The organism is Pseudomonas cremoricolorata DSM 17059 = NBRC 16634 (assembly GCF_000425745.1).
In the GTDB taxonomy this organism is placed as follows: Bacteria; Pseudomonadota; Gammaproteobacteria; order Pseudomonadales; family Pseudomonadaceae; genus Aquipseudomonas; species Aquipseudomonas cremoricolorata.
In genome coordinates this window covers 454,816-479,342 of record NZ_AUEA01000002.1, presented here as the reverse complement: position 1 = coordinate 479,342, position 24,527 = coordinate 454,816, and the positions used below count along the sequence as shown (strand labels likewise).

Annotated in this window: 28 protein-coding genes and 3 pseudogenes; 12 read left to right on the top strand and 19 right to left on the bottom strand. The window is 59.2% G+C overall.

Annotated features, from left to right (window positions below; translation table 11 throughout):
• Positions 1 to 611: hypothetical protein (locus H618_RS22705; protein ID WP_154660616.1), on the bottom strand; the 611-nt coding region annotated here is incomplete at its 3' end.
• A gap of 741 nt (positions 612 to 1,352) precedes the next feature.
• On the opposite strand from H618_RS22705, the gene H618_RS0104525 reads away from it, so the two are divergent.
• Positions 1,353 to 1,703: a DUF596 domain-containing protein gene (locus tag H618_RS0104525; RefSeq protein WP_033727495.1), complete on the top strand. Its 351-nt coding sequence runs from the start codon at positions 1,353 to 1,355 to the stop codon at positions 1,701 to 1,703.
• A 90-nt stretch (positions 1,704 to 1,793) separates the two neighbouring features.
• On the opposite strand, the gene H618_RS0104520 is transcribed toward H618_RS0104525, so the two are convergent.
• From H618_RS0104520 to tnpA, 5 genes are all read right to left on the bottom strand, one after another.
• Complete coding sequence (locus H618_RS0104520; RefSeq protein ID WP_028693939.1) at positions 1,794 to 2,093, bottom strand: hypothetical protein; 300 nt, start codon at positions 2,091 to 2,093, stop codon at positions 1,794 to 1,796.
• A 355-nt stretch (positions 2,094 to 2,448) separates the two neighbouring features.
• Positions 2,449 to 2,877: an N-acetyltransferase gene (locus H618_RS22305; protein ID WP_081673703.1), complete on the bottom strand. Its 429-nt coding sequence runs from the start codon at positions 2,875 to 2,877 to the stop codon at positions 2,449 to 2,451.
• Positions 2,878 to 2,928: 51 nt separating this feature from the next.
• Positions 2,929 to 4,464 (bottom strand): IS66 family transposase, encoded by a 1,536-nt coding sequence (tnpC, locus tag H618_RS0104515; RefSeq protein ID WP_028693938.1) that lies wholly within the window; start codon positions 4,462 to 4,464, stop codon positions 2,929 to 2,931.
• A 61-nt stretch (positions 4,465 to 4,525) separates the two neighbouring features.
• Positions 4,526 to 4,861, bottom strand: a complete 336-nt coding sequence (tnpB, locus tag H618_RS23090; RefSeq protein WP_028693937.1) for an IS66 family insertion sequence element accessory protein TnpB — start codon at positions 4,859 to 4,861, stop codon at positions 4,526 to 4,528.
• Entirely contained in the window at positions 4,858 to 5,181 is a 324-nt protein-coding gene (tnpA, locus tag H618_RS0104505; RefSeq protein WP_028693936.1) for an IS66-like element accessory protein TnpA, read from the bottom strand. Before tnpA ends, tnpB begins: the two co-directional genes overlap by 4 nt.
• A 233-nt stretch (positions 5,182 to 5,414) precedes the next feature.
• On the opposite strand from tnpA, the gene H618_RS0104500 reads away from it, so the two are divergent.
• Entirely contained in the window at positions 5,415 to 6,443 is a 1,029-nt protein-coding gene (locus H618_RS0104500) for an alpha/beta fold hydrolase (protein WP_028693935.1), read from the top strand.
• 18 nt (positions 6,444 to 6,461) lie between these two features.
• Here H618_RS0104500 and H618_RS0104495 read toward each other — a convergent pair whose 3' ends face one another.
• The gene (locus H618_RS0104495) at positions 6,462 to 7,475 is read right to left on the bottom strand and encodes an alpha/beta hydrolase (protein ID WP_028693934.1); all 1,014 of its coding nucleotides are present in this window, start codon (positions 7,473 to 7,475) and stop codon (positions 6,462 to 6,464) included.
• A gap of 8 nt (positions 7,476 to 7,483) precedes the next feature.
• On the opposite strand from H618_RS0104495, the pseudogene H618_RS22700 reads away from it, so the two are divergent.
• Positions 7,484 to 7,564, top strand: a pseudogene (locus H618_RS22700) (amino acid ABC transporter permease); the annotation flags it as partial.
• Between the two features lie 87 nt (positions 7,565 to 7,651).
• Here H618_RS22700 and H618_RS0104490 read toward each other — a convergent pair.
• Positions 7,652 to 8,602, bottom strand: coding sequence for a hypothetical protein (locus H618_RS0104490; protein WP_028693933.1), 951 nt, complete (start codon positions 8,600 to 8,602; stop codon positions 7,652 to 7,654).
• A gap of 232 nt (positions 8,603 to 8,834) precedes the next feature.
• On the opposite strand from H618_RS0104490, the gene H618_RS0104485 reads away from it, so the two are divergent.
• A complete protein-coding gene (locus tag H618_RS0104485; RefSeq protein ID WP_028693932.1) occupies positions 8,835 to 9,392 on the top strand; it encodes a GNAT family N-acetyltransferase in 558 nt (185 codons plus the stop codon).
• Here H618_RS0104485 and H618_RS0104480 read toward each other — a convergent pair.
• Positions 9,385 to 10,785, bottom strand: coding sequence for an aminotransferase-like domain-containing protein (locus H618_RS0104480; RefSeq protein ID WP_028693931.1), 1,401 nt, complete (start codon positions 10,783 to 10,785; stop codon positions 9,385 to 9,387). The two genes, H618_RS0104485 and H618_RS0104480, sit on opposite strands and share 8 nt — an antisense overlap.
• 121 nt (positions 10,786 to 10,906) lie before the next feature.
• On the opposite strand from H618_RS0104480, the gene H618_RS0104475 reads away from it, so the two are divergent.
• The gene (locus H618_RS0104475; protein ID WP_028693930.1) at positions 10,907 to 11,776 is read left to right on the top strand and encodes a DMT family transporter; all 870 of its coding nucleotides are present in this window, start codon (positions 10,907 to 10,909) and stop codon (positions 11,774 to 11,776) included.
• 23 nt (positions 11,777 to 11,799) lie between these two features.
• Here H618_RS0104475 and H618_RS0104470 read toward each other — a convergent pair whose 3' ends face one another.
• Positions 11,800 to 12,621, bottom strand: a complete 822-nt coding sequence (locus tag H618_RS0104470) for a helix-turn-helix domain-containing protein (protein ID WP_028693929.1) — start codon at positions 12,619 to 12,621, stop codon at positions 11,800 to 11,802.
• Positions 12,622 to 12,720: 99 nt separating this feature from the next.
• On the opposite strand from H618_RS0104470, the gene H618_RS0104465 reads away from it, so the two are divergent.
• Together H618_RS0104465 and H618_RS0104460 are read left to right on the top strand one after the other, a co-directional pair.
• Positions 12,721 to 13,035, top strand: a complete 315-nt coding sequence (locus tag H618_RS0104465) for a hypothetical protein (protein WP_028693928.1) — start codon at positions 12,721 to 12,723, stop codon at positions 13,033 to 13,035.
• A complete protein-coding gene (locus tag H618_RS0104460) occupies positions 13,032 to 13,460 on the top strand; it encodes an MAPEG family protein (RefSeq protein WP_028693927.1) in 429 nt (142 codons plus the stop codon). Before H618_RS0104465 ends, H618_RS0104460 begins: the two co-directional genes overlap by 4 nt.
• An 81-nt stretch (positions 13,461 to 13,541) precedes the next feature.
• Here the strand turns inward: H618_RS0104460 and H618_RS23395 are convergent.
• Positions 13,542 to 14,138 (bottom strand): annotated as a pseudogene (locus H618_RS23395) (methyl-accepting chemotaxis protein); the annotation flags it as partial.
• A gap of 522 nt (positions 14,139 to 14,660) precedes the next feature.
• A pseudogene (locus tag H618_RS23390) lies at positions 14,661 to 15,329 on the bottom strand (PDC sensor domain-containing protein); the annotation flags it as partial.
• 579 nt (positions 15,330 to 15,908) lie between these two features.
• Between H618_RS23390 and H618_RS0104450 the strand changes: the two are divergent.
• Positions 15,909 to 16,532, top strand: coding sequence for a LysE family translocator (locus H618_RS0104450; RefSeq protein WP_028693925.1), 624 nt, complete (start codon positions 15,909 to 15,911; stop codon positions 16,530 to 16,532).
• On the opposite strand, the gene H618_RS0104445 is transcribed toward H618_RS0104450, so the two are convergent.
• From H618_RS0104445 to H618_RS21220, 6 genes are all read right to left on the bottom strand, one after another.
• Entirely contained in the window at positions 16,504 to 17,409 is a 906-nt protein-coding gene (locus H618_RS0104445; protein ID WP_028693924.1) for a LysR family transcriptional regulator, read from the bottom strand. The genes H618_RS0104450 and H618_RS0104445 overlap by 29 nt on opposite strands.
• A 116-nt stretch (positions 17,410 to 17,525) precedes the next feature.
• Entirely contained in the window at positions 17,526 to 17,771 is a 246-nt protein-coding gene (gene trbK, locus H618_RS0104440) for an entry exclusion lipoprotein TrbK (protein ID WP_028693923.1), read from the bottom strand.
• Between the two features lie 74 nt (positions 17,772 to 17,845).
• Entirely contained in the window at positions 17,846 to 18,754 is a 909-nt protein-coding gene (locus tag H618_RS0104435) for a tetratricopeptide repeat protein (protein ID WP_033727467.1), read from the bottom strand.
• Between the two features lie 101 nt (positions 18,755 to 18,855).
• Complete coding sequence (locus H618_RS0104430; RefSeq protein WP_028693921.1) at positions 18,856 to 19,359, bottom strand: GNAT family N-acetyltransferase; 504 nt, start codon at positions 19,357 to 19,359, stop codon at positions 18,856 to 18,858.
• A gap of 48 nt (positions 19,360 to 19,407) precedes the next feature.
• Entirely contained in the window at positions 19,408 to 20,958 is a 1,551-nt protein-coding gene (locus tag H618_RS0104425; protein WP_028693920.1) for a sensor histidine kinase, read from the bottom strand.
• A gap of 145 nt (positions 20,959 to 21,103) precedes the next feature.
• Positions 21,104 to 21,511 carry a response regulator gene (locus H618_RS21220; protein WP_050577202.1) on the bottom strand — a complete coding sequence of 136 codons (408 nt, stop codon included), beginning with the start codon at positions 21,509 to 21,511 and terminating at the stop codon, positions 21,104 to 21,106.
• 354 nt (positions 21,512 to 21,865) lie between these two features.
• Between H618_RS21220 and H618_RS0104415 the strand changes: the two genes are divergently transcribed.
• A complete protein-coding gene (locus H618_RS0104415; protein ID WP_028693919.1) occupies positions 21,866 to 22,195 on the top strand; it encodes a hypothetical protein in 330 nt (109 codons plus the stop codon).
• Between the two features lie 69 nt (positions 22,196 to 22,264).
• Here H618_RS0104415 and H618_RS0104410 read toward each other — a convergent pair whose 3' ends face one another.
• Entirely contained in the window at positions 22,265 to 23,032 is a 768-nt protein-coding gene (locus tag H618_RS0104410) for an SDR family oxidoreductase (RefSeq protein WP_028693918.1), read from the bottom strand.
• 159 nt (positions 23,033 to 23,191) lie between these two features.
• Between H618_RS0104410 and H618_RS22915 the strand changes: the two genes are divergently transcribed.
• The 3 genes from H618_RS22915 (at position 23,192) to H618_RS0104400 (ending at position 24,464) form a co-directional block, all read left to right on the top strand.
• Entirely contained in the window at positions 23,192 to 23,329 is a 138-nt protein-coding gene (locus tag H618_RS22915) for a hypothetical protein (RefSeq protein ID WP_169338830.1), read from the top strand.
• A 41-nt stretch (positions 23,330 to 23,370) separates the two neighbouring features.
• Positions 23,371 to 23,514, top strand: a complete 144-nt coding sequence (locus tag H618_RS22300; protein ID WP_081673702.1) for a DUF2256 domain-containing protein — start codon at positions 23,371 to 23,373, stop codon at positions 23,512 to 23,514.
• Positions 23,515 to 23,651: 137 nt separating this feature from the next.
• Positions 23,652 to 24,464 carry a DUF2314 domain-containing protein gene (locus tag H618_RS0104400; RefSeq protein WP_028693917.1) on the top strand — a complete coding sequence of 271 codons (813 nt, stop codon included), beginning with the start codon at positions 23,652 to 23,654 and terminating at the stop codon, positions 24,462 to 24,464.
• The last annotated feature ends 63 nt before the right edge of the window (positions 24,465 to 24,527 follow it).

The window sequence follows — 24,527 nt, the reverse complement described above, 5'->3', positions numbered from 1 at the left end:
ATTGCCTCCAACATGGCTTCCATCTGTGCTGTTGGTTTCAGTGCTTCCAGGCTGGCTGCCAGTTGGGCCATTGGTTTCAGTGCTTCCAGGGTGGCGATCATCTGGGTTGATGGCTTCAGTGCTTCCAGACTGGCTGCAATGTCCGCCATCGGCGTAACTCTAGCTTGAAGCATAGCTTCGAAGATTGGTCTGGCTGAAACGCCATGGTTAGCCCAGGAGCTGGATGGACTCACCCTGACTTCACGTAAAGGCAGTGATTGAACATGACGAGCTGTGGGGCGGAATGCGTCAAGATGCATTAGGCCCAGGGCAGCCGCTACGTACTCTGCTTTTCTCGCTGACAAACCCCAGTAGCGCGATATGCGTAGTGAAATGGGAGCAATGTATTGGGCTATTGCCAGCGGTTGACCGGAATAGAGAGGGCCATTTTGTTTGGCCTGCGAGCGCAGCTCTTCGTATCCACCATATCCCAATATCTGGGCAAAGATTTGCTGCACCGATGACCGCTTTGGCTTAACAGGCTGGCCGGGATGATGCTTGGCAAGCTTGGAAACAGAGCTCTTGACGCGGCCACTTTCGAAGTCGGCCAATGTAACGGGAATACGAACCATGTAAACACCTCATACAGATGCACAAGATTTATACAGCAGCTGGCGGGCCGTGGTGCACCTGACTAGGGTCAAGTTTCGTATCAAAAAGAAGGGGTGAAGCGGTTGTAGCAGGTTGGTCTCGTATCCAAAGAATTCGCGCAAGGCCAGCAGCACCGAACGAGACCAGTCCGGTATGGCTAAATTCTTGAAGGTCTAAAGAAAATTGTCAAGCTAAATCAGAGCTGCGCTTGCCATCGCGCCACGTTGCATATGAGCCTGATAGTTTGCTGCTAAGCCAAAATTGATCCGGCGCCTGGGAAATTGGAAGACAGCTTTTGGCCGGATACCGATGATGTTCGAGTGATTCTGCTAAGAGAAGGTGGTACATAGTTGGTACGAAGGCGGTGCTAAATGCTGGCAGGTCGCGTAGATCAAGGCTGTTAGCATAAGTAGCCCCAATCCATCATGGGGGCGACCGAGAAGCGGCGGGAGGGTTCGAGGCGTTGGGGTGTGGCTGATTTTGGGGACATGCTGGGTCTGCGTGGTTTGCTGCTGGTCTGAGGCAGCAGCGGTGAGCGGGTAGGGGGTTTTGGATGCGGAGTGGAATCGCTGGTTCGTTCGCGACGAAAGACGGAATTCTAGCAAAAAAGGCATGAGTCAGTTAGGGCGCTACGAGGGTGGCGGGTGAAATCGTTGGGGCTTGCGGCTAACGTGTATTTGCAGCGAGGGCCGATAAGTGGGGCTTGAGTTCTAATGAATGTCATGAACATTAGTGACGAAACGTATTGCCAAATCGTGAAATTCAGCGAAGGGTTCGATGTAAATGCCCTGTGGCTCAACCTGGCCCAAGCGTTATCTCAGTCAGGTTTCGAAGAGCGCAAAACGTTTTTTCTACAGATCTTGCGCAGGCTGCTCACCGAGGGACGGGTCAAGCTGGCGGCTGATTCATTTTTGACCGGCAGCGTTGAGGAACAGGTTGACGCCTACCTCCGAGCCTTTCCCGATGAGGATCAGCTGGATGAAGACATATTTTGGCTCAACAGGAATGGTGAGTGTTGGGTGCCGGGAGGTTTCGTTTGGTGCTTTGAGGATGGTCGCGAGGCGTGGACGTGATTCGATGGCACGCATTGAACCAGCAGAATCGCCCACACATGAAAAACGCGGCGGTCCCATCCATCTGAACCCTCCGATCGGCAGAGTTGCTTATTGATGATTGTGCTTATCGACATGTCGCCAGAATATGACCATGGCCGGCAGCAGGCTGATGTACACCACCAAGCCCAACAAAAGCCCATAGCCTTGTAAGATCGTCTGCCAGCCAGCCTCTCCGGGTGTGTAGAGAAGAAGCTTCAGCTCTTCGGCATATCGGATGGCTATGAACGCGGTGAGAATTGCGAAGCCGCCACGCCGAATCAATAGTTTCGTCCGGTCTTTCGAGTCTAGGTAGGCGAGCAGCAAGGTCGCACTGGCCAAGAGAACGCTCGGATCAATCGAAGCAGTCATTTCAGTCCACCTCATAACTATGGACCGGTAAGCTTAGCGTTACCTTCACGAATATGAACCGCACCTTATCCGTCATCCCAGCTGGAACGTCGGGATCGATCAAAAATAAGGCCGGAAGAGCTTGGCTTGTTTGGTTTTCATGCCAGTCACTTGCGTCGTAAGCGTCCGGCGAACTCACCTTGAGTAAGTCAGGCCAATACTTGCCGGCACTGATGCTGCAGCAACTGCTCCCTCGCTGGCCGGCTGCGTTGGCAGCCGCGTCAGCAAACCTTTGAGCCAGTAGGCATATAGATCATGCCCAGTGATGTGAGCCAAATGGATCAGACCATCGATCCTCACCGGCCAACCGAGTTGTTCAGTTGTAACTCCAGCGCATTGTAAGCTCCTGCTGCCCCGTAACTGGATCATGCGACTCAGCAACAGTTGAAAAACCGCCAGCCTGATAAAATGCTATTGCTCGTTCGTTGGCACTATAGACATTCAGTTCAAGAGCCGTACGTAAGCGCTTGGCCTCTTGCAGTAGCTGTCGCCCCAACCCACGTCCTTGGGCGTGAGAACTGACAAACAACGCTTCTAGACGATTCTCATGCAACGACATAAAACCAAGTACCCGACCTTCGCCTTCAATTACAAAATTTTCGGCTTGTGGTAGATAATGGTCGCGCATGGCACCTAATTGCTCCCGCCAGAACGCTTCAGGAATAAAATCATGTGCCTTGATTGAAGCATCCAGCCACAGATCGAGGACATGGTTAATGTCGCAAGGTTGATAACGCCGGATCATACCGAATTCCTTTAATGTTGTGTTAGTGTCTGAGCAGCGTACATTGCGCAGCTAAAAGGGTGCCCACTTGTGCGGCAGCAACTGCTCTATCTTGCTGTACCGCTGTGTCGGCAGCCGCGTCAGTACATCTTTGAGATAGGCATACGGATCATGCCCATTCATGCGCGCCGACTGGATCAAACTCATGATCGCAGCCGCTCGTTTACCACTGCGTAGCGACCCGGCAAACAACCAGTTCGAGCGCCCGAGTGCCCATGGCCGTATCTGGTTCTCGACCTGATTGTTGTCGATGGGCACAGATCCATCGTCCAGGTAGCGCGTCAGCGCTACCCAGCGTTTCAAGCTGTAATCGAGAGCCTTGGCGATGGCCGAGCCTTCGGGCACGAGCTCGCGCTGGGTCAGCATCCAGTCATGCAGTTTTTCAGCGATGGGAACCGCGTCGCTCTGACGTATTCGTCGGCGGTCTTCTTCGCTCATGTCCTTGGCCTGCCGTTCTATCTCGTAGAGCGCGCCAATCGTCAGAAGGGCCTGCTCGGCCAGCTGACTCTTGTTCGCCGCATGCAAATCGAAGAACTTGCGTCGTGCATGGGCCATGCAGCCAATCTCTACGATGCCCTGCTCGAAACTGGCCTTGTAGCCGGCAAAGTCATCGCATACCAACTTGCCGCGCCAGTCGCCCAGGAAGTTGCGCGCATGCTCGCCTGCACGGCTCGGGCTTAAGTCGTAGACCACGGATTTCAATTCTGCGTAAGCCGTGGTGCTGTAGGCCCACACATAACTTCGATGGGTTTTCTTTTCACCGGGTGCCAACATCTGTACCGGTGTTTCATCGGCGTGGATGACCGGTTGAGCCAGCACCGCTTCACGCAGGGCATTAACAAGCGGTTGAAGTTGCACGCCGGTTTGCCCAACCCAACGTGCCAGCGTCGAGCGTGGAATCGCCAGGCCAGCACGGCCAAAGATCTTTTCCTGTCGGTATAACGGCAGATGGTCAGCGAACTTGGCCACCATCACATGGGCCAGCAGTCCTGCTGTAGGGATACCTTTATCGATGACGTATGCTGGAACCGGCGCCTGTATCAGTGTTTCACAAGCCCGGCAGGCCCACTTTCCACGTACATGCTGCTCAACCGTGAATACACCCGGCGTATAGTCCAGTTTTTCGCTGACATCTTCACCGATGCACTGAAGCTGGCAGCCACACGCGCATTGGGTGTTGTCGGGCTCATGGTGGATAACTGTACGTGGAAGCTGTGGAGGCAGTGGTGCACGCTTCGGTTTTTGGCCTGGTTCTTTCGGGGCGGGATCGGGGTGAAGTGCATTCAACTCCGCCTCGATAGCTTCAAGGTCGATGCTGAGCAAATCATCGAGCAAGCGGCCTTGCTCTGGGCTGATTTGTTCGCTGCGCTTGGCGTACTTATGGCGTTTGAGAACGGCGATCTCGTGCGTGAGTTGCTCGATGATGATCTTGTCGTTCTGGATCTTGCGGCTCATCGACTCGACTTGAGACTGCAATGTCAGCGTCTGCTCAAGCAGCGCACGTAGCTCTGCTGGGGTCAGTTTGTCGAGGTCAGATAAAGAAGTCATGCCGCCAATAATGCCAGAGCAACACACTGGCGGCGATTGGCGGTTAGGCCAATAGTCAGTACTAAAGCCGTGTGATGGTGCTGTTGGCACCCATGCGTTGCCAAGGTAACCCTACGATGAGCGCCTGAACTTGCTCGCTGTCCAATTCCACTTGAGCGCCGTGACGAATGCCCGGCCAATGGAATTTACCTTGGTTGAGTCGACGTGCTGCGAGCCAAACGCCAACGCCATCATGCACCAGCACTTTCATCCGGTTGGCGCGACGATTGGCGAAGAGGTAAGCGCAGTGCGGCTTCGCCGCACCGAAGACCGCAACAACACGGGCCAACGCCGTTTCGGTGCCGGCACGCATGTACATGGGCTCGGTGGCGAGCCAGATCGTATCGATGCGGATCATGTGACGAGACCACGAATGAAACGCGCACAGCCGTCGGGGTCGACAGTGGGCCAAGTCACCGTGAATGTTTGCTGTTTGAATGGAATCTCAATACGCGCCAACGTTGCTTCCAAAGGCTCAGACTCAGGCTTCATCGTCAGTGGCAAGAATGCCGGGAGCGCGTCAGGTTGACGGTCGCGATAGAGCGGTATCCATTTGCGCACCAAGTTGGCATTGATGCCATGGCGCAAGGCGATGCTGGCGATCGACACGTCAGGTTGCAGGCATTCCTGAACAACTTGGGCTTTGAACGGTTTCGGATAAGAGGTGCGCTGGCGCATGGTGATCCTTGCGGTAAGGGCGATGGTGTCCACGTATTTTTTAGGTGGACACCATCGCCCTTAATGCTGGGATTCTGAAGGTGTGTTCGCTGGCCGCTTACCTTGCGTCGACACCTCCAACGGACAAACTGACCTCACGCCATCGAATCAGTTAACCTCGAACCCAACACCTTGACGTACCAACGCCTCCAAGGCAGCCCCCGAATTCTGACCCAGCGTGGTGTAATGCAGTGATGAAGGCACTACTAGCAGGTTCCATCCTACTCGCCAGCACATGCTCGACCGTCACGCTGGCGGCCGATGCCGTGCCCGGCGCTCAAGCTGGTTACGGCCAAGAATTGCAAGGCTTCACATACCCCTTCCCCTTGCATCATTTCGAGTTCACGTCCCAAGGCCAGCCCTTGAAGATGGGCTACATGGACGTGCCGGCGGCAGGCAATTCCAATGGCCGTTCAGTGGTGCTGTTGCACGGCAAGAACTTCTGCGGGGCGACTTGGGAGGACACGATCAAGTCGTTGTCGGCGGCGGGTTATCGTGTGATCGCGCCTGACCAGGTGGGCTTTTGTACGTCTACCAAGCCTGCGGCCTATCAGTACTCGTTCCAGCAGCTTGCCTCGAATACGCGTGAACTGTTGAGCAGCCTGGGCGTTGAGAATGCTGTCGTCATGGGGCACTCGACAGGGGGGATGTTGGCGGCTCGGTATGCGTTGATGTACCCGCAGCAGACCGAGCGGCTGGTGATGGTCAATCCTATTGGCCTCGAGGATTGGAAGGCGTTGGGCGTGCCTTGGCGCAGTGTCGATCAATGGTATGAGCGTGAGCTCGAACTGTCGGCGCAAGGCATTCGTACCTACGAGCAGAACACCTATTACGCCGGGCGTTGGAAGCCTGAGTACGACCGCTGGGTGGATATGCTCGCCGGGCTGAACAATGGTCCGGGGAAAAAGCGCGTGGCGTGGAACTCGGCGCTGATCTACGACATGATTTTCAACCAGCCGGTCTACTACGAACTGCCGAACCTCAAGGTTCCGACGCTGCTGCTGATTGGGGATGCCGACACCACGGCCATTGGCAGCGATATCGCGTCTGCTGAGATCAAGAAGACGCTGGGCAATTACAAGGTGCTGGGTAAAAGAGCCGCGCAGATGATCCCCCATGCACGGCTCGTTGAATTCCCCGGACGAGGGCATGCTCCGCAGATGGAAGATGCCGCGAAGTTCAACCGCACATTGGTGGATGAACTGCACAAGCCGCAGCCGTAGATCAGGCTAGGGTTTCGGTCAGCCACCAAACAGTGCTTTCTGACCGGCATCTGAATTGAATATGCCATCGGCGCTGTGGCCGACCCCCGGAACGATCATCAGCCTCTGCCTGTTGATCACATCGGGCTGCTGCTTAACCAAGTGGCTGTAGTAACTCAACCCTCTGGCCAGCCTGAACGGGCCTTGTGCTTGCGCCGCGCAGCTTTTGTCCAGGGCCGGATGGTTGGGGTCGGTGTCGTTCCCGCCCAATAGATAGGTCACATCCTGTTGGATATAGCGACGTAACAAGGTGGACGCGTCTTTGCTCGAGGCGTAACTGGGCAGGTCATCGAGGCCATACTTCCAGGTGTTATAGGCAGGGCAATCTGCGCTGTTCACGGGCTCTGGACGCCAGGCGTCGAAGTACGCGTAGGACGAGGGATTGGCGACCACGAATCGTACCAGCACCGAATCACCCTCGCCTGCGCGGGGCGGGTGTCGTAATACCGCGTAGCGCTGTACCACCTGGCCGCCTCCAGAATGGCCCGCGATGACGATTTCTTTCAGATTAGGAAACCTGGATCTGTCATTGAGTTTGTCGAGAATGGCATCGAAAACATCGAAGCTGCTCAACGCCGCAGGTGCTAGTGCGCTGTCGCCGGCCATCCAGCTCTGCGAGGTCCATCGCAGGGTGCCCGCTGGCAGAGCGTTTCGCTGAACATCCTGCTGTGCCGGAAATTGTGGCGCTATCAGTAACACCTGGCCTTCTTTGTGGGATCGAGCGATCGCCCTGAGTCCGCTTTCGAAGTAGGTATGGGCATTGCGCAGATGCCCATGGACGATAACTACCGCACTGCGTACCGAGGCCTGTTGCGCGTCTAGCGCGCCCGTCGATTCGTACAAGGCGATGCCGGCGATTCCATTTCTATCGATAGCGAGCCTGCCGGGCACGATCTTTAGGGCGGTCGTATCCCGGGATGCCTCTTTGGGTGCAGCATCCACCGCAGCCATCGATCCGAGGCAGAGGGCAACTGCAAGTAGTGTTGTTTTCATACTGCGTCATCTCGCGGTTTCTGCGGGCCGGCATCGACGCCGTGCCCAAGGCGCAGATCGAATCGGGGCTGTCTATCGGCCTGTCGCGCTGACAACTGCTGCGCCACGTGTTTCTGCTGGCCAGGTGACAAGTGCCGCGGTTCAGCCAGCGCTTGAGCCCATGCTTACCCGGAGATTTATCTGATCGTCCCCTTGGTATCAAAGTAACGTTCCGAACTCAAATCGACATAGGCTTGCTTGATGGAGAAGTCACTGGAACGCTGCTGCATCTTGCTGGAGACTGCACTCAACGTGACGAGAAACTCTTTGCATTGAATCCGGTTTTCCTGAACCTTGTAGCTGAGTCTCTTGAAGGCATAAGCGATCACCGTTTCCGATTCGCTAATCATCATTCCCAGCAATGTGTTGAGCAGCGTATTGCGAATATTCTTTTCTTCATCGGTCATGTCAGTGATGGATTTTGCAATCGATTGCTGGAAGAGCTGTTCGTGCTCGGTTTTCAAGAACGACTCCAGGAATGGAAAGTGATCGCTGTCATCCACCACGCGACACAGCTCACTCATGATGTTCGAACCCGACAGCTCGATGCCCTCCGCTTGCAATGCCTTTATTTTGGAGTCGAGGGCGAGGATCGATCTCAGGTAAGACAGGTGCGTCGAATTGCACTGGTTATGGGAATTCATCACGTCGGTGATTTCTTTCTTGATGATCTCCACGGCCTCGTGCTCATCGCCGATCGAGTAGAGCGATGGGAAGATCGTGTACTTCAGCATTTCGCCTTTTTCATAGAACTCGCCCATGGCGGTGACGCTGTTGGAGAACTGCGCGATGATTTCCGCAGCCGATAGCTGTCCCGATTTCAAACGAGCTGCCAAGTAGGTCTCACCGAGGCGAAGCGGTGTATTGATGGTGTCTTCGATTGAAGTGCTCAACCTCACGAACGCGTTGAACGATTGGGCCATATCGGTAATGGAAGCATTGATATTGTCGATGATGGTCGACCTGGCACTGTCGGCAACTCCGATTTTTCGCTCTTTTCTGGCGTTGGCCCAGAAGGTTCCAGCCGCAATCAGGATGGTTACGCTGGTGGCCAGGTCGATACCCACCTGAACCTTGTCTACCCACATATGAAGATCCTTTCGATAGTGTTTGGTCGATCCGTGAACAGCTCGCCTGGGCTGTGCCATGGCGTTTTGATGTTACCTCGGTTTCAGGGCAGTTTTCCAAGCGCCACATCAAGGCTGGCAGCTGATGCCTACCTTCAATAGGATGGCTGCGAACGCGGGCAGTCGATCTTCGTTAATCGTATCGGCCCATCTTGTTCGGCGCAGGCCATCAACCCGCCAAGGACCCACCGCAATGGACAGCCTCCCCACCCTGCGCACCGACCGCCTCATCCTCAGCCCGCTAACGCTCTCGGACGCCCCCACCATTCAGGCACTGTTCCCCCAGTGGGAGGTGGTGCGCTACCTCAATAGCCGTATCCCATGGCCGTACCCAGGCGACGGGGCGCTGGTGTATGTGCGCGATCTGGCCTTGCCGGCCATGGCTGAGGGGCGGGAGTGGCATTGGATGATTCGTCTGCGTGACGATGCCGAGTGTGTTGTGGGCAGCATCAGCCTGTACGACGAGCCGGGCAACAATCGCGGCTTCTGGCTGGCGCCGCAGTGGTGGGGCCGGGGGTATATGCGTGAGGCGTGCCGGGTGGTGAACCGGTATTGGTTCGAAACGCTGGGGCGGCCTGTGATGCAGGTGCCCAAGGCGGTGGCCAACACCGCGTCGCGCAAGGTCTCGGAACATGAGGGCATGCGCAGGGTGGCGGTGCAGGAGGGCGAGTTCGTTGCCGGGTCGATGAGTGTCGAGATCTGGGAGATGACCCGGGCCGAGTGGCTGAGCAAAGCGGCTGCTACTACTTAGTGTTAGCCGCACAAACGTCCATCGCTTGCGCCAGCACTTCATAGAGTTTGCCATTGCCTGCCTGGGCGACATTGAAACGCAGATAATCCCCCGCCGTCAGCGACTGGCTGAATGCATTGCCTGGCGCCAGTACCACACCGTCTTTCAGGCAAGTTCTGGCCAGTACCGCGGCATCCATGTGCTCGGGCAATTGGCACCAGAGGAACATGCCGGCCTTGGGCATCATCCACGGCTCGATGCCGAGGGCGCTGAGTTTCGGGGCAATTCTTTGTCGTTCTTCGTTGAGCCGGCGGCGGACACTTTCCATGTGTTTTCGGTAACCGCTGTCGGTAATCGCTTGGTGGATGATATCGGCCGCCAGGCGCCCGCCGCCGAACGAGGTGGCGATCTTCAGGTCGACCAGGCGCTCGATCCAGTCACCTCGGGCGGCGATGTAGCCGCAGCGAATCGAAGCGGAGACGGTTTTGGAGAAGCTGCCTATCTGGATGACCCGAGACAAGCCATCGAAGGCGGCGAGGCGGGGTGCGGGAGTGGTTTCGAAATCGGCGAAGATATCGTCTTCGACGATGATCAGGTTGCAGGCGTCGGCCAACTTCAACAGTCGATGCGCCGTCACCGGGGACAGTGTTGCGCCGGTGGGGTTGTGGATGCCGGAGTTGGTGATGTAGAGCCTGGGTGAGTGCGCGGCGAGTGCAGTGCCGAAAGCCTCGATGTCTGCGCCCGTTGTGCTGTAAGGCACGCCCACGACATTGACCCGGTGGGCTTTGAGCAGGGCCTGGAAGTTGAAGTAGCAGGGGTCGTCCACCAGCACGGTGTCGCCCGGTTCGAGGAGGAAACGGCAAATCAGGTCGATAGCCTGGGTGCCCGACTCGGTGAGCATGATCTGCTCAGCCGCAGCGTCGATGCCGCTGGCGGCCAGGCGTCGCGATAGAAATTGCCTGAGCGGGCCGTGGCCAAGGGGTGAGGCGTATTCGGTTAGCTGCGCAGCACTGGCGCGGGCCACGTTGCGCAGGGCCTTGCGTACCCCAGCTTCATAGAGCCAAGCCGGCGGCAGCCAGCCGCAGCCAGGTTTCAACGCATCGGTGGCGGTTTCCAGCGACTGTCGCGAGATCCACAGCGGGTCGACCTGGCGATCGAGCTTCGGCCCGAGTTCGGCGAGCGCCAGGGGCGCCACGGGCCCTTCGACGTAGAAGCCGGAGCCCGGGCGAGCATTGAGTACGCCCTCGGCGACCAGCCGTTCATAGGCTTCCAGCACGGTGGACACTGACACTTGCAGGGTTTGCGCCATGGCTCGGACCGAGGGGATTTTCGTCCCGGGCGTGTAGGAACGAGCGGCAATTCTTGCGTGAACCTCATCCATGACCGCTGCGATTCGCGGGGCGCTGCGCTTCATTGTTTCCTCGACTGTGCGGGTATTTTGGGCATAACAGTTCGGCCAAACTGTTAGGGACTGTACATGGCTTCGCCGAAGCTGTCAGTGCTTTACTCAGCGCAGATTTGGCGAGGACTGAGCAATGCAAAACACAACCCGCGGATGGATCAATGGCTTTATCGGGGTGGCGATATTCGCCGGATCGTTACCGGCGACCCGGGTGGCCGTGGCGGACTTCGATCCGACCTTCCTGACCTGTGCCCGGGCGACGATCGCCGCGCTGTTGGGCGCGCTGTTGTTGCTGATGTTGCGCCCACCGCGACCGGCGCGAGGTGATGTGGCGTCGCTGGTGATCACCGCACTGGGGGTGGTGATCGGTTTTCCGCTGCTGACGGCATTGGCCCTACAGCACGTGACTTCCGCGCACTCCATCGTCTTCGTCGGGTTGTTGCCGCTGTGTACCGCAGGGTTTGCCGTGCTGCGTGGCGGTGAGCGGCCTCGAGCGTTGTTCTGGGTGTTTTCGCTGATCGGTGCAGGGCTGGTCGCGGGCTATGCGTGGCTGGCCGGGGGAGAGGGGGCAGCCGTGGGCGACGCGCTGATGGTTGCGGCGGTGGTGGTGTGCGGTCTGGGCTACGCCGAAGGCGCGAGATTGTCGCGGACCTTGGGCGGCTGGCAGGTGATCAGTTGGGCGCTGCTGGTGGCGTTGCCGTTGATGCTGCTGCTGACCTTGCTCAACTTTCCTGCGGCGCAGGCATTGGCCGAGGTCAGCGCGCCGGCCTGGTTCAGCCTCGGCTACGTGTCACTGTTCAGCATGTTGCTCGGCTTCGTGTTCTGGTACCGAGGGCTGGTTCAGGGCGGCATTGCGGCGGTGGGGCAACTGCAACTGGTGCAACCGTTCCTGGGCCTGGCACTGGCGGCGTTGCTGCTGCACGAGCACGTCAGTTGGATGATGCTGATGGTCACGCTGGGGGCGGTGCTGTGTGTCGCGGGGGCGAAGCGCTATGCGCAATAGGGCGTGTCGAGCTTGACCCAGGCTTATTGAGGATGATCCACACTCCAGTGCTCGAACGCTTCTTTCATCCGTCGCAGCGTCGAGGCATCGGCCGGTATCAGATGCTCGATGCGCAGCGAGGCGACGGTGATGTCCTGCGGCATGCCGAAGGTGGTGAAGGTGGACAGAAAACTCAACTCGCCCTCTGCGCTGTGCACGCGGGTCAGCAGCACGGGGCTGGCGTTTTGTCCTGGCACATCGTGCTGCGGGCGAGGCAGGGTGCTCAGGCGCTGGGCGAGGGCGGGGTTGCCGAGCGCTTCCCGCGAGGCGCGTTGCCAGGCCGTGGCGCGGATCTCCTGGGCATTGACCAGGCGATCGCCCAGGCCGCCGGGGGCGAGCAGGGTTTCCAGCAGGTTCAGGCCCGAGGCCGCGTCGTGCGGCACACCGGCCATCGTCAGTAGCAGCCCGGTACTCACATTGGCGGCGGTGATGTCCCAGTTGCTGTCGATGACGATTGCGGGTGCTGGATCATTGGCTTGCAGGATGTGCGCGATGGCCCCATGCACCATCTCCAGGGCAGGGGCTTGAAGCGGCGTTGCGGCATAGCGCGGCGCGTAGCCTGCGGCGAGAAACACCTCGTTGCATTGCTCCAGCGCGACACCGAGTGCCGACAGTAATGCGTGCAAGGTACTCGGGCTGGGTTTGGCGCGCGCGGTTTCGATGCAACTGAGGTGGCGCTGCGAAACCCCGGCGATCAGCGCCAGGTCGAGCTGGCTGAGCCCAGCCTGTTGGCGCAAATGGCGCAACTGCTGGCCCGCCGTGGTGGCCGGGGCGGGCGCTTTATAGTGTCGCGACGTGTCATCCATGCCAGGCCCTTCCTTGGGTGTTGTCGATGACCTCAGAGGTCATTGAGCGCCGCCAACCCTATCACTACTGTGCCGGCAAACCCTATTCAGGAATCGAACATGGCACTTCGCATGATTGCGCTGGCAGCGCTGGCGCTGTTTTCGCTGTACACCGGCTGGACGATGCTGATCGCCGAACAATCGCTGATCGCATTCGGACTGCAATTGATTTCCCGTCCTGATACTGCCCAAGTTCTGATCGACCTTTATCTGATGGCGGCGCTCGCTTGTGCGTGGTTGCTGAAGGACAACCACTCGCGCGGCAGATCATCGATTGCCGTGTTGCCGTACTTGTTGCTGACGGCGGTGTTCGTGTCCGCGGGCCCGCTGTTGTATCTGGTGGTCAATGGTGTTGATCGAGGTCGCCAGCGATGAACAGCGCATTGTCGGTTTATGCCAGTTGTGCAGTGGTGCTGTTTCTCAAGATGTTTGCTTTGTCGTGCTATCAGGGCTTTTACCGCCTGCGGCATAAAGCGTTCATCAATGTCGAGGACGCCGCTATTTTCCGACGCGCTCCGCGAGCCCAGGAACTTGCACCGGTGATTCGAGCGGGCAGGGCGTGGGCGAATGATCTGGAGAACATTCCGGCGTTCTTTGCCTTGGGCGGGTTGGCGGTGGCCTTGAATGTACCGGCCATGCTCACGGTGTGGCTGAGCCTGGTGTTTACCCTTGCGAGGGTGCTGCATACTGTCGCTTACCTGAGCGGCGTGCAGCCTTGGCGTACGCTGTGTTATGGGGCCGGGGTTCTATGTTTGGCAGGGCTTTGTGCGGGCATTACGTGGGTGGCTATCAAGGCTTGATCGGAAGTTGCCGGCGATGGCTGACGGTGCTTGTGCTGCGCTTCAACCGCGTGGGGCTGCAAGGCAGCCCCAACCGATTGGTCAACGACCGCCTCGGCTCAACTCGCCCAGTCGCCCCGAAATCGACTGCATACCCTTGCCCAGTTCGCGCAAGGCATTGGCGTCGCGTGCACCTTGCTCGCTGGAGGTATGGATACGCACCGCCAGTTCGTTGATTTCGTGGGTGACGTGGCTTTGCTCCTGGGCGGCCACGGCAATCTGCTGCGCGCGCCGGACGATATCGTCGAAGCTTCTGACCGTAGTACCCAGGGTGGAGGCGACGCCGACCGCCTGCTGCACCGATGAGCGCGTGCGTTCGGCGCCGTTTTGCATGGTCGCGACCGCCGAACTCGAGGCTTGGCGAAGTTGCGAAATCATCTCCTGAATCTCGTTGGCGGAGGTTTGTGTGCGGCCGGCCAAGGTTCTGACTTCGTCGGCCACCACCGCGAAGCCACGGCCCTGCTCGCCGGCGCGGGCGGCTTCGATGGCCGCGTTGAGCGCCAGCAGGTTGGTTTGTTGCGAGATGGACTTGATCACCTCCAGCACGCTGCCGACGCGCTCGATGTCCGCGCCCAGTTGCGTGATGGCGTCGGCCGCGCCGGAAATGTCCGTAGCCAGTACTTCGATGAATTGGCTGTTGTCGTTGACCTGATTCTGGCTGTGTTGCGCCTCGTCCAGAGAGCGTTGCGCCGTGTCGGAGCAATCTGACGTGTTGTGCGCCACTTCGCTGGCGCTGGCCGACATCTCGGTGATGGCGGTCGCCAACAAGGTGTTGTCCTGCCGCTGGGTTTCAGCGCGCTCGGCCAGGCCGTGGGACAACTGCGCCAGATCGTTGGCCTGACGCTCCAGGGAAACCGACTCCTCGGCAATGCGGTTGAGCATGTCGCGCAGCGAGCCGGCGTAGCGGTTGACCGATTCGCGCAATGCACCGATTTCATCGGCGCGCAGGATGTCCAGGCGCGCCCCGGCCTGACCGCCTTGCCCCAGGCTGTCGATTTGCCGGGTGGTTTCCTCGAGCTGGACCAACAGGCGTTTGCCGGCCAGCCAGGCGAGACCGAGCAGCAGGCCCATCAGCGGCAGGAGGAACAGCAATATTTGCCCGGTCAGATGATTCGCCAGGCCGACCACGCGCGACTCGGGCGTCACCAGGCCGATGCGCCAGCCGGTGTTGTCCATGGTCGCCAGCGTCACGTAGGCCGGCGTGTCGAGCCGTGCATCGTGGTCAAGCCGGAAGGTCGAGATGGCCGGCAACGTGTCGGCCAGGCGCTCGGCCACAGGCTGCAGCCAGGATTGCTCCTTGCTCAACGCGGCCACGGTCAACAGCGCCTTGCCGGCTTTGCTGTCGGGAAAGAACAGCACGTTTCCCGCGGCATCGACTGCGAACGCGTAGCCGCCGGTAATGCCGCCTTTTTCCTTGAGGAAGGTCGCCAGGCCGTCCAGTTTCAAGTCGATGGTCGCCACACCTGCGAACGTGCCTGCACTCTGGTACGGCACGCTGCACGTAGTCATGGCCACACCGCTGACCGGGTCCTGGTAGGCATCGGACCAGACGCAGCGGCCCGGTGCTGTGGATTTGACCCCGGTGTACCAGGACTCGGCCTGATAGGGCGAGGTGCTGGCATCGTTGTATTCGTCGGAGAAGCTCAGTTTATTGTCGCTGCCACGGGCCCAGAAGAAGCTGCGCCGCTCAGTGCCTGGGGTGAAGGCGTTCGGCTCGGGCCAGACGCCGCCCCCGGCGATGGCCGCATCGCCATGGCTATCGATGATGCCCGCCAGGTTGTCCTGGAACAGGGCCACATCACGCGGCAGGGTCTGCGCCAGAAGGGCCATGGCCGAAGCAGTGCCCTCGATGCGGTTGAGTGGCAAGGCCAGTTCGTTGGTCAGCGCCGCGGCCGACTGCTCGGCCGCTTCGGTGCCAGCGGCCAGCAGCCGCGGCTTGCCGCCCAGGGTGATCACGGCATAGATCGCCACCGCCGTAAGAACCAGCAGCCCCAGAATGGCCAACGTCATGCGCTGCGAAATACGTGCGGGAATCAATGACATCGAAAGGCTCCGAAAACCACGGTCTGATGACCTTGTGTCGGCGGGGCAGGGGCAAAGCTGAAGAGCGGTGGGCGTTTATATTTCCGAGGAGTCAGAGGTGGCGGTGCGCTGGTTGAAAGGGTCGCTTAAACGCTGCTCGCCTGACAGCCCTCTGCCCAGCGCATCGAGGTCATGCCACAGTCAGAGGCTGCCAACAAGTCCGGAAAACTCAAACTCTGCTTTGAACGATGCCCCGTTAATGTGGCGTCGTTGCCTGTGTAACCTGTGCGTGACCGGCGAGACGTTGCCATGCGTGCTCATCGGCGAACTGCGGTTTTTATCGGTATCGAGAACACTCGGCACTGCGTCTTGTAAGGAAAGTCATGAATGGAACTTGCGCTGATTGTCGCGATGAGTATGTTTTCGTTGAGTATGTCCATCTCTCCAGGTCCGGTGAATATGGTCATTGTTGCGTCGGGCGCCACGCATGGTTTCTGGCGAACGTTTCCGTTCGTGTCTGGGGCAACCCTGGGTTTTACCCTGCTGCTTATCGTGGTCGGATTCTGGCTCCTTGAAGTCATGGACGCTTATCCTGTTTTTCTTGAATATCTCGGCGTCGCCGGTTCAGCCTTTATTGTCTATGTTGGATGCCGAATCGCGGCGTCTCGGCCTGATGGGTTCGTTGCAAAGAGTCCTATTCCCACCTTCGTGCAAGGTGTACTTCTTCAATGGCTCAATCCAAAAGCCTGGATCGCATGCGCGTCCGGCGCGGCACTGTTCTCCCGCCCGGGTACCCCGACGTCCCTGATCGTCTTCATGGCGATCTATTTTGTGGTCTGCTATTTATCGCTTGCCGCTTGGGCGGTACTCGGGGACAGGGCATCGATACTTCTGAACAGCGCGCGGCGTATTCGTATCTTCAACCTGACCCTGGGTGCAATGTTGATTGCGACAGCGAGCTATATGATGTACCTGCAGTTTTTCACCGCTCATCCAGCGAGCGGGAGCTGAACGCATCGTACAGGCTATTGATGAGGGTATAGGCCACATTGCTCGTCGCGATGTTTGGCGGCCATACCGCATACACTTTCAGCGGATCCAGCATCCACTCGGGTAGCACAGCGACTACTTCTTTGCGGCGAATACCTTCGTCGCTGAGGTAATCAGGCGGCGCTGCGAGTCCGGTGCCCAGCTGGGCAAGTCGATAGGATGCTTCGACGTTGTCAACACGGATACAGGGCGTGTACTTGATCTGCACCTCTTCGCCGGTTTCCGTGTGGCGAAATAACCGGGTGTCTGGCCGCATGCTCAGACCAATCCACTTCAGCGACGCCAAGTCTCGTGGATGCTTGACTGGCCCGCACTCGGAGAGATACTGCTCAGTCGCGATGACCCGGCGTGGCAGTAGAAACAGGTGACGTGCTTTCAGTGAGCTGTCTGGCAGTTCGCCGATGCGAAACGCCACGTCAATACTCTCGCCAATCAAATCGTGGCGTGTGTCATTGCAGGAAATACTCAGGCGGACATCAGGATAGGCTTTGCTGAACGCGGCGATGTGGCGGGTGAAAGCGCTGTTGATGAACACCGCAGGGATGGAAATGCGCAAGTTGTTCTGCGTCGATATTGAGCGTTGCTTGAATTCGATGAAGCCTTGTTCGTAGAGCTTCAACATGGACCCCGCGGTTTCCATCAACCGCGCGCCATCATGGGTCAACGAGAGCTTGCGAGTATTTCGATAGATCAGTGCACTGCCCAGGTTCTTCTCGAGTCTGGATAAATGCAGACTCGCTGTCGCGGTCGTAAGCCCCAGTGCGGCGGCCCCTCCAGAGATTGACCCAACTTCGGCGATTTTCGCAAATACGATCAGGTAGCGTATATCTTCTATCATCACTGGTTCATCTCATCGGCCCATCGCCGAGGGCTAGCATAGAGCAATGCGTGCCGTGACGCTCAACAGGGCGGGCTTGAACCGGTCACCCGCTCAATACCGCCACACCGCCTGACTCAATACTTGCCCTTGGGGCTTTTCTCGAACTTCCACTCGGTCATCTTCTTTGACGCCAGGAAGCTTTTGCAGGCGGCGATGAATTCGTTGCGGTTCGCGTCCTTCGACAGGCTGGCGAGGTTTTTCTCGTACAACTCGGGGCCGCAGTTTTCCGCGGTTGGCTCGGGCACTTTTTCTTCGGTGCAGCCCGCCAGGAGTGTCACGATACTCAGCGCTGCTGAGAACCTTGCCAATGAGTGACGCATAGTTCCATCCTTTATCAGTCTTGAAGGTCGGGCGTAATCCCGGGGAAGGGTTCAATCCCTGCGGTCTGACAATGTCAGTCTTTGCAGGGGGCTTTTCCGCACATGTACCACATCCGTTCAGTCGATCCTGGGTTGAACACCATGGGGTAGTCGAGACTCAACTGGCCACTTTCATCGGTCAGCGGTGGCGAATTATCCATGTGAATATACGAAGCGGCTTTCATGATCCAGCGGTCGACTTCTGCATTGCCCGAACCTTGGGTCATGACGACCTGAGGTTTGCCGCTTTGCGACGTGAAACGGAACGAAAGGGTGACGCCTTTCTTCGAACCGCTGGCATTGACCGCTTCGGTGATTTCCCGAACAGTCAGGCGAGTCCGGAGCTGGCGCTCGAAAGACCGCAACCAGAATGTTCTGAACTGTTGTTGTTGCTCTTCACTCAGGGGCTGGCCCTGTTGGCGCAGACGGTCCATGGCATTCCAGGCGTCGTCGCCGAAATACGTGATATTCGTGAAGTACAGCGCCATCGCGCCCGGCACGTCTACCGCGCCGCCTTGTCCAGCTTCCAGCAACTTGCCTAGTTCCAGTGCACCTGATTCCCCAGCCAGGCCGAACTCGGTGCGTGCCTTGACGTAGTCGACCGGTTCGCCTTCACCGCGTTTGGCCATTTGCCCAAGCAGCGCGTGGGCGGCTGGCTCGGTTTCGGCCGCCTTCGCGAACAGTTTGCGTGCCTTGCTGAAGTCCTGCTCTTCGTCCTGAAGACCTTCTTGGTAGATCTTGCCCAGAACCATCGTGCAGCGTGCATTGCCGTAGTTCGAATATTTCGTGATGTAACTCAGATTGCGCCAGTCGTAGGGTTTCTCACCGGCCAGCAACAAGCAGCGCAGACCTATAATCGGGTCATCGAAATCTGCAGGTCGGAAAAAGCTCTCGCAGCCGCTGAGTGCGGCGATGATCAATAGCAGGGAAAGCGCTTTAGACATGGGGCGGCGGGGTCCTTGGATGAAACGTACAAACTTGGCGTCCATGCGCACAGGCCATTGTTGCTCAATACCACAGTCGTCACTGACAATGCGTTTCAGGGTTAGTTCTGCGCCTCGACTTCCTGCTTATAGACGCGCAAGCCCCGAGCCTGATAGTTGGCCAGCGCCGCCGGGTGATCGAGGCTGCAGGTGTGTACCCAGACCCGCTCGGTGCCCGGCCATTGCCAGGCCGATTCGAGGGCGTGGCTGAGCAGGGCGCCGCCGAAGCCGCAGCCGAGAAACTGCGGGGCCAGGCCGAAGTAGCGAATCTCGGCATTGCGCTGGTCGGGGCGATACAGCTCGTAATAACCGGCGATGGCGCCGCGGTGATAGGCCACCCAGGTGCGATGGCAAGGTTGCTCGACCAGGGCCTGCCACTGGGCGTCGCTCCATGCCAGCAGATCGCCCCAGCCCCATGAGCCGCCGACCAACTGGTAGAGGAAGCGGTTCAAGGCGGGCTGCGCAACTTCACACTCGACGATCTGCAGATCATCACGCGGCGGTTTGGCCTGCAGCTCGCAGGCCGAGGTCATTTCCAGGTAGTAAGTGATGCACGACGCTGCCATGGACTGCTTGCCCTCGTTCGCAAATGAGCGACGGAGCATGCCACATTCCTACAGCTTGAAGCGCACCCGGATCGTGCTGAGGCCCGTCGATGTGTCGAGGGTGATGGCCTGTTCGCCGTAGCCTGAATAGCTCTTGACCAGGCGCATGCCCAGCCCGGTTCCGCTGGGTTTGGGGTACGTTTCGGGGAAACCGTCGCCTTCGTCGCTGACCTCGATCAGCGCGTCAGGGCCTTGCTTGACCACGTTCACGCAGATCGCACCGCGGCCATACTTCAAGGCATTGGTGACCAGCTCGGAGACCACCAGACCCAGAGGCGCCATGCGCTCGGCGGGCAGCGGGAAGGCGTCGACGGTGCAGGTGATATCAGGGTCGCCGAAGGCTTTTTGCATGTCACCGAGCAGGGCACGCAAGTATTCCGGCGCGCTGACGCCCTGCTCATCGGCGTCCTGGTACAGCCGCTCGTGCACGGCGGCGATGGTCAGCACTCGGTTGGCGGCAATTTGCAGTTGCGCCTTGACGCTTTCTTCGTTGGACAGGTTCGCCTGCAACAACAGCAAGGTATTGACCAGGTGCAGGCTGTTCTTCACCCGGTGGTGGATTTCTTCCAGGTGCAAACCGCTCTCGGTAAGTTGTGTGTTTTGCACATCCACCAGGGCGGCGAGACGAAGTTCCTGTTCATGGCGCTCGGTGATGTCGCGGGAAACCGCAATGATCTTGTCGATCTCGCCATTGTCGGCATAAATCGGTGCGGCCGTGACATCCCACCAGCGAGGTTCGCCCTTGAAGGTTGGGCAGAATGACTCGAAGCGCACCGAATCACCCTTCTTTACTTGCGCCAGCGCACCGATCACCACCTGTTTGGACGCCTCGGGCCAGAGATCGACCCAAGGCCTGCCGGCAACTTTGCCGAAGTCGGCTATTTGCATGCGGCACAGGCCCGCCTCATTGAAAAATTCGACTTCGCCCTGGCAGGAGAGAATCTTCACGCAGTCCGGGCTGGCGTTGAGCACGCTCTCCGAATAAGGGTGTGCGTTCCTGCTTTCCAGTTTCGCCGCCAGACGTTCGATGGCCATGGCGATGATGGTGGCCAGGCCTTCGAGAAACACCAGGTCGCTTTCGATGAAGTCATCGCCGTCACGGCTGTCGACCTCCAACACACCGAAGGTGCCGCTGGCGCCGCGAACAGGCACGTTGATCGCGCGTTTGATGTCGTAGTCGCGCAGCAGGCTCGGCGTGCGAAAGCGCAGCTCCTGGCCCAAGTGGTTGGAGATCACCGGACGGTTGCTGGTGAATGCATAGCCTGCGGGGCTTGCGTCGTCGGCGCCGACGGTGGCGTTGCCAATGTCGGCCTTGTTCCAGCCCACACCATGACTGAGGATGAACAGCGCACTTTCGGGAAGTGGCTGAAGCACTTTGGCGAACTGCGTACCCATGCCCTGCGCGGCTATCGCGCACGCCAGTGTCAGCAAGTCGTCGATGTTGCTCATGTTCAACGATTGGACCGCAAAGCCTACGACCAACTCATGTTGTTTGCGCAAACGCTCATGTGAAACCTGTAGCGCAGCGCGAACGACTTCGTCGGGTGACAGAGTAGGCATAGGAACTTCCGGATTGAGCAAGAGGGGGCGCAAATGCCGGCAATTTACACCCATCGCGTGTGCAGGAATAGTCGTTCCCGTACTGGCCGACCAGATGCATGGGCGTTCATTGCAACACTGCAATTACAAACCATGGATAGCGGCTTCAAATCCGCGCGATGTCACCTGACAGCAACTGCCGGGCAGTGGCCACGATTTGCTCGATGCTCCAGGGTTTTTGCAGAAATGCGACGTTGGCCGGAAGTACGCTACCCAGTTCGACGGCCAGGCCGGTGGTCATTATCACCGGCACCGAGGTCCAGCGCTGACGCACCATCAACACGAAGTCTCCACCGTTGAGCTGACCGGGCAAGGTGTAGTCAGTCACGATCAAGTTGTAGGTCACCTGGGATTGCAACAGATGTATCAGCGCGTCGTCTGCCGTGAGGAACGCCTCGCACTGGGCGCCCAGGTCGGTGAAGATTTCCACCAGAATGCTTTGCAGCAATGCATCGTCTTCGACGATGAGCACCCTGCAGCGGGCGGCTGTGGCATCGCGTAGCGTTTCGATCATGTGCAGCGCTCTCTGCCGATGCTGGCGAATGGGAATCAGGTGCGACAGGGTAGCGCATTACGCCGCTGATGAAGACTGTATGCAGAATTCCCGTGTCCATTCATGCCCGTGCTCAGGCTGTGATCGGCTGCGCAAAAAAACACCGTGTCCAGTGAATGTTTCAAACCGTTACTTGTCGATAGCGTGCGCCTCGAATTTATCATCGCGCCGCACTTTCTCGCTTCTGCTCTTGAGCCTGGCGTTGACGCCTCCGTAACCACGGCGGCGGCCACGCCAGGCCGGGCAGGGGCGTCTGGCAGGTTCGTCCCGCGCCGACGACCGCCTCAACCATCCGACCCCCGATAAGGAGATCTTATGCGCACCCTCAAACTGGCCCTCGCGGCACTGCCTTTCTTCGTTCTTGCCGGCTGCGGCAACGATGCCCTGGATGGCACCTACGAACAGACCACCAAGGTCATGGGCTTCGAATCGCCCAAGCAGACCTGGGAATTCTCCAAGGACTACATCACCGTCAATGGCAGCAAGCTCAAGGTCGATGAGTGGGAGCGCAAGGACGATATCGTCACCGCCCGCAACAAGGACGGCCAGGCGCTGATCAACGTGCGTGTGCTCGACGGCGGCAAGCGTCTGGAAACCGTCGGTGGCAACGAGATGGCAAAGAACATCTTCGTGCGCGTCGACTGATTCAGCCGCTTAGCGATCGGGGCTGCAACGCAGCCCCGATTTCATCCGTCAACGCCAGACACACTTGCCTCACTCGCCCTCGCGTGCCGCCGCCATCTGGTCGTTGAAGCGGTTGAAGAACTCCGTGTAATCCTCCCCGCGTTCTGCAAAACGCAGCGGCTTGACCCGCTCCACCAGAATCTCGTCTGCCTCCGGCGTGTGCTGGAAGATGTCCATGACCTCATCGATGAAGGCCTGCAATGGCATGGCATGGGGATCGTTCGCCTGGCGTTCGCCCATCAGGTGGGTCTGCACGTAGGGCGGGGCCAGTTCGTGAACCCGTATCGCGGTGTCCTTGAGCTGGTAGCGCAACGATTGCGTGTAGGAATGAATCGCTGCCTTGCTGGCGCTGTAGCTTGGGGTCAGCGCCAGGGGCAGAAACGCAAGGCCTGACGACACCGTGACCACCGCCGCATGGGGCTGCTTGAGAAAGTGCGGCACCAGCCAGCCATCCAGGCGAATCGGCCCCAGCAGGTTGGTGGCGATGGTCGTCTCAAGCTCGGTGGCGCCTTCGCGCAGCGATTCGCCGCGCATGATCCCGGCGGCGTGGATCACCGCGTTCAGCGTTGGGTAATCGGCCAGCAGCCGCTGCACGGCACGTTCGCTATCGGCAGCGTCGCTGACGTCCATCACCTGATAGTGCAGGCCAGGGCTGGCGGCGACGGCCTGTTGCAGGACGTCTTCACGGCGTCCGGCGATGATCACCTGGTTACCCAGGGCCAGGAAGGCCTTGGCCAGCTCCAGGCCGATACCGCTGCCGCCGCCTGTGACCAGAAGGGTGTTGCCTGTGGTGTGCATGCTCGAGTCCTCTGCTGCGTGTGGGGTGTTCGGGCTGGGGTACGAAGGTCTGACTATAGCCAGCCGTCGATGACTGCATTGCTATGTATCCGCAACGGTCAGGGAACATCGCTTCGATGGCGCGCCTCCAATGCGCAAACCCACCAGGAGACAACCGCCATGCAACCGGAAACCGCAGGCCAGGAAGAGCAGGGCCCAAGCCAGGTGCCGTTCGTCAACGACCCGCTCAAGCCCGCCAACCACGATGTGAAGCCCGCTGAACCTGATGATGAAGACCCTGAGGTGGAGCCTGAATAGAGCGCTCGCGCTGATGGGCTGCAAGCCGCGGATACGCTGCCATGCACAAGCGTGACCTGCCGCAAAAGCAGTGCCCGGTCTGTGGCCGTCCCTTCACCTGGCGCAAGAAGTGGGAGCGCTGCTGGGACGAGGTGCGCTACTGCTCCGAGCGCTGTCGGCGGCAACGCGGGTCAGCTGATACGTAGCGCTGCGCAGACGGTCGCGAAAGCCGATGTGCCGCCGCGTGCCGAGGGTCCAGGTGCAGGTGGATCGTGAACTTTCCACCGGAGTGCACTCAAACAGGGCTATACACACCAGCCCATCACGATCAAGGAAGCGCTCTATGTCCGACCAGCCGATCTTCTCTGCCGAAGGCGACAGCCTGGCCATGCAGACCGCCGCCGCCAACGCCCAGGCGACGTTCAAGTTCTTCTGGCGCGAGCTGTCGTGGGAAGCGCGGCGAATCGTGCCGGCGCTGGAAGTGGCCGCAGTGAAGATGGCGTTTCTGGTCGACAGCGATGATCCGCGCGCACCCAGTGTGGAAAACATGTGGCTCAACGACGTCGACTTCGACGGTGTGTCGATCAGCGGTGTGCTGCTCAACGAGCCGCAGTGGGTACGCGGCGTCAGCCAGTCCGAGCGGGTGACGCTGCCGTTCGGGCAGCTGGATGACTGGCTGTACGTCAGCCAGGATCAGGTCTACGGCGGCTTCACCATCGATGCCATGCGCAGCGACATGGCCGACGCTGAACGGGCGGAGCACGACGCCGCCTGGGGCCTTGAGTTCGGCGCGCCGGGCGTTGTCCAGCTGGTGCCCGCCAGCCCTGCGCAAGCGTTGGGCCGGGACCTGGACAGCGCCGCTGATCGGCAGACGCTGCAAGCCCTGGAAGCGGGCGACCACCCTATGGCGCTGAACATGCAAGAGAAGGTCGAGGAAGGCCTGCGCCAGTTCCCGCAAATGCTCACCGACGCCGATGACGCGGGTTGGCTGCTGCTGCACCGTGAAGCCCTGGCGGGCAACTACCCGGTGCTGCGCCAATTGCTGCTGCATGGCGCCGACGCATCGGCGCGAACCGCTGCCGGGCATACCCCGGCGCAATTGGCCGAGATCGGCGGCTGGCAGCGCGTTGCCCAGCTGCTGCGCGGCGAGACCTGAACGAAGCGAATGTTCAACGCAGGGTCGCAGCCCCAACACCAAAGAGCCTGAGCGATCCAGTTT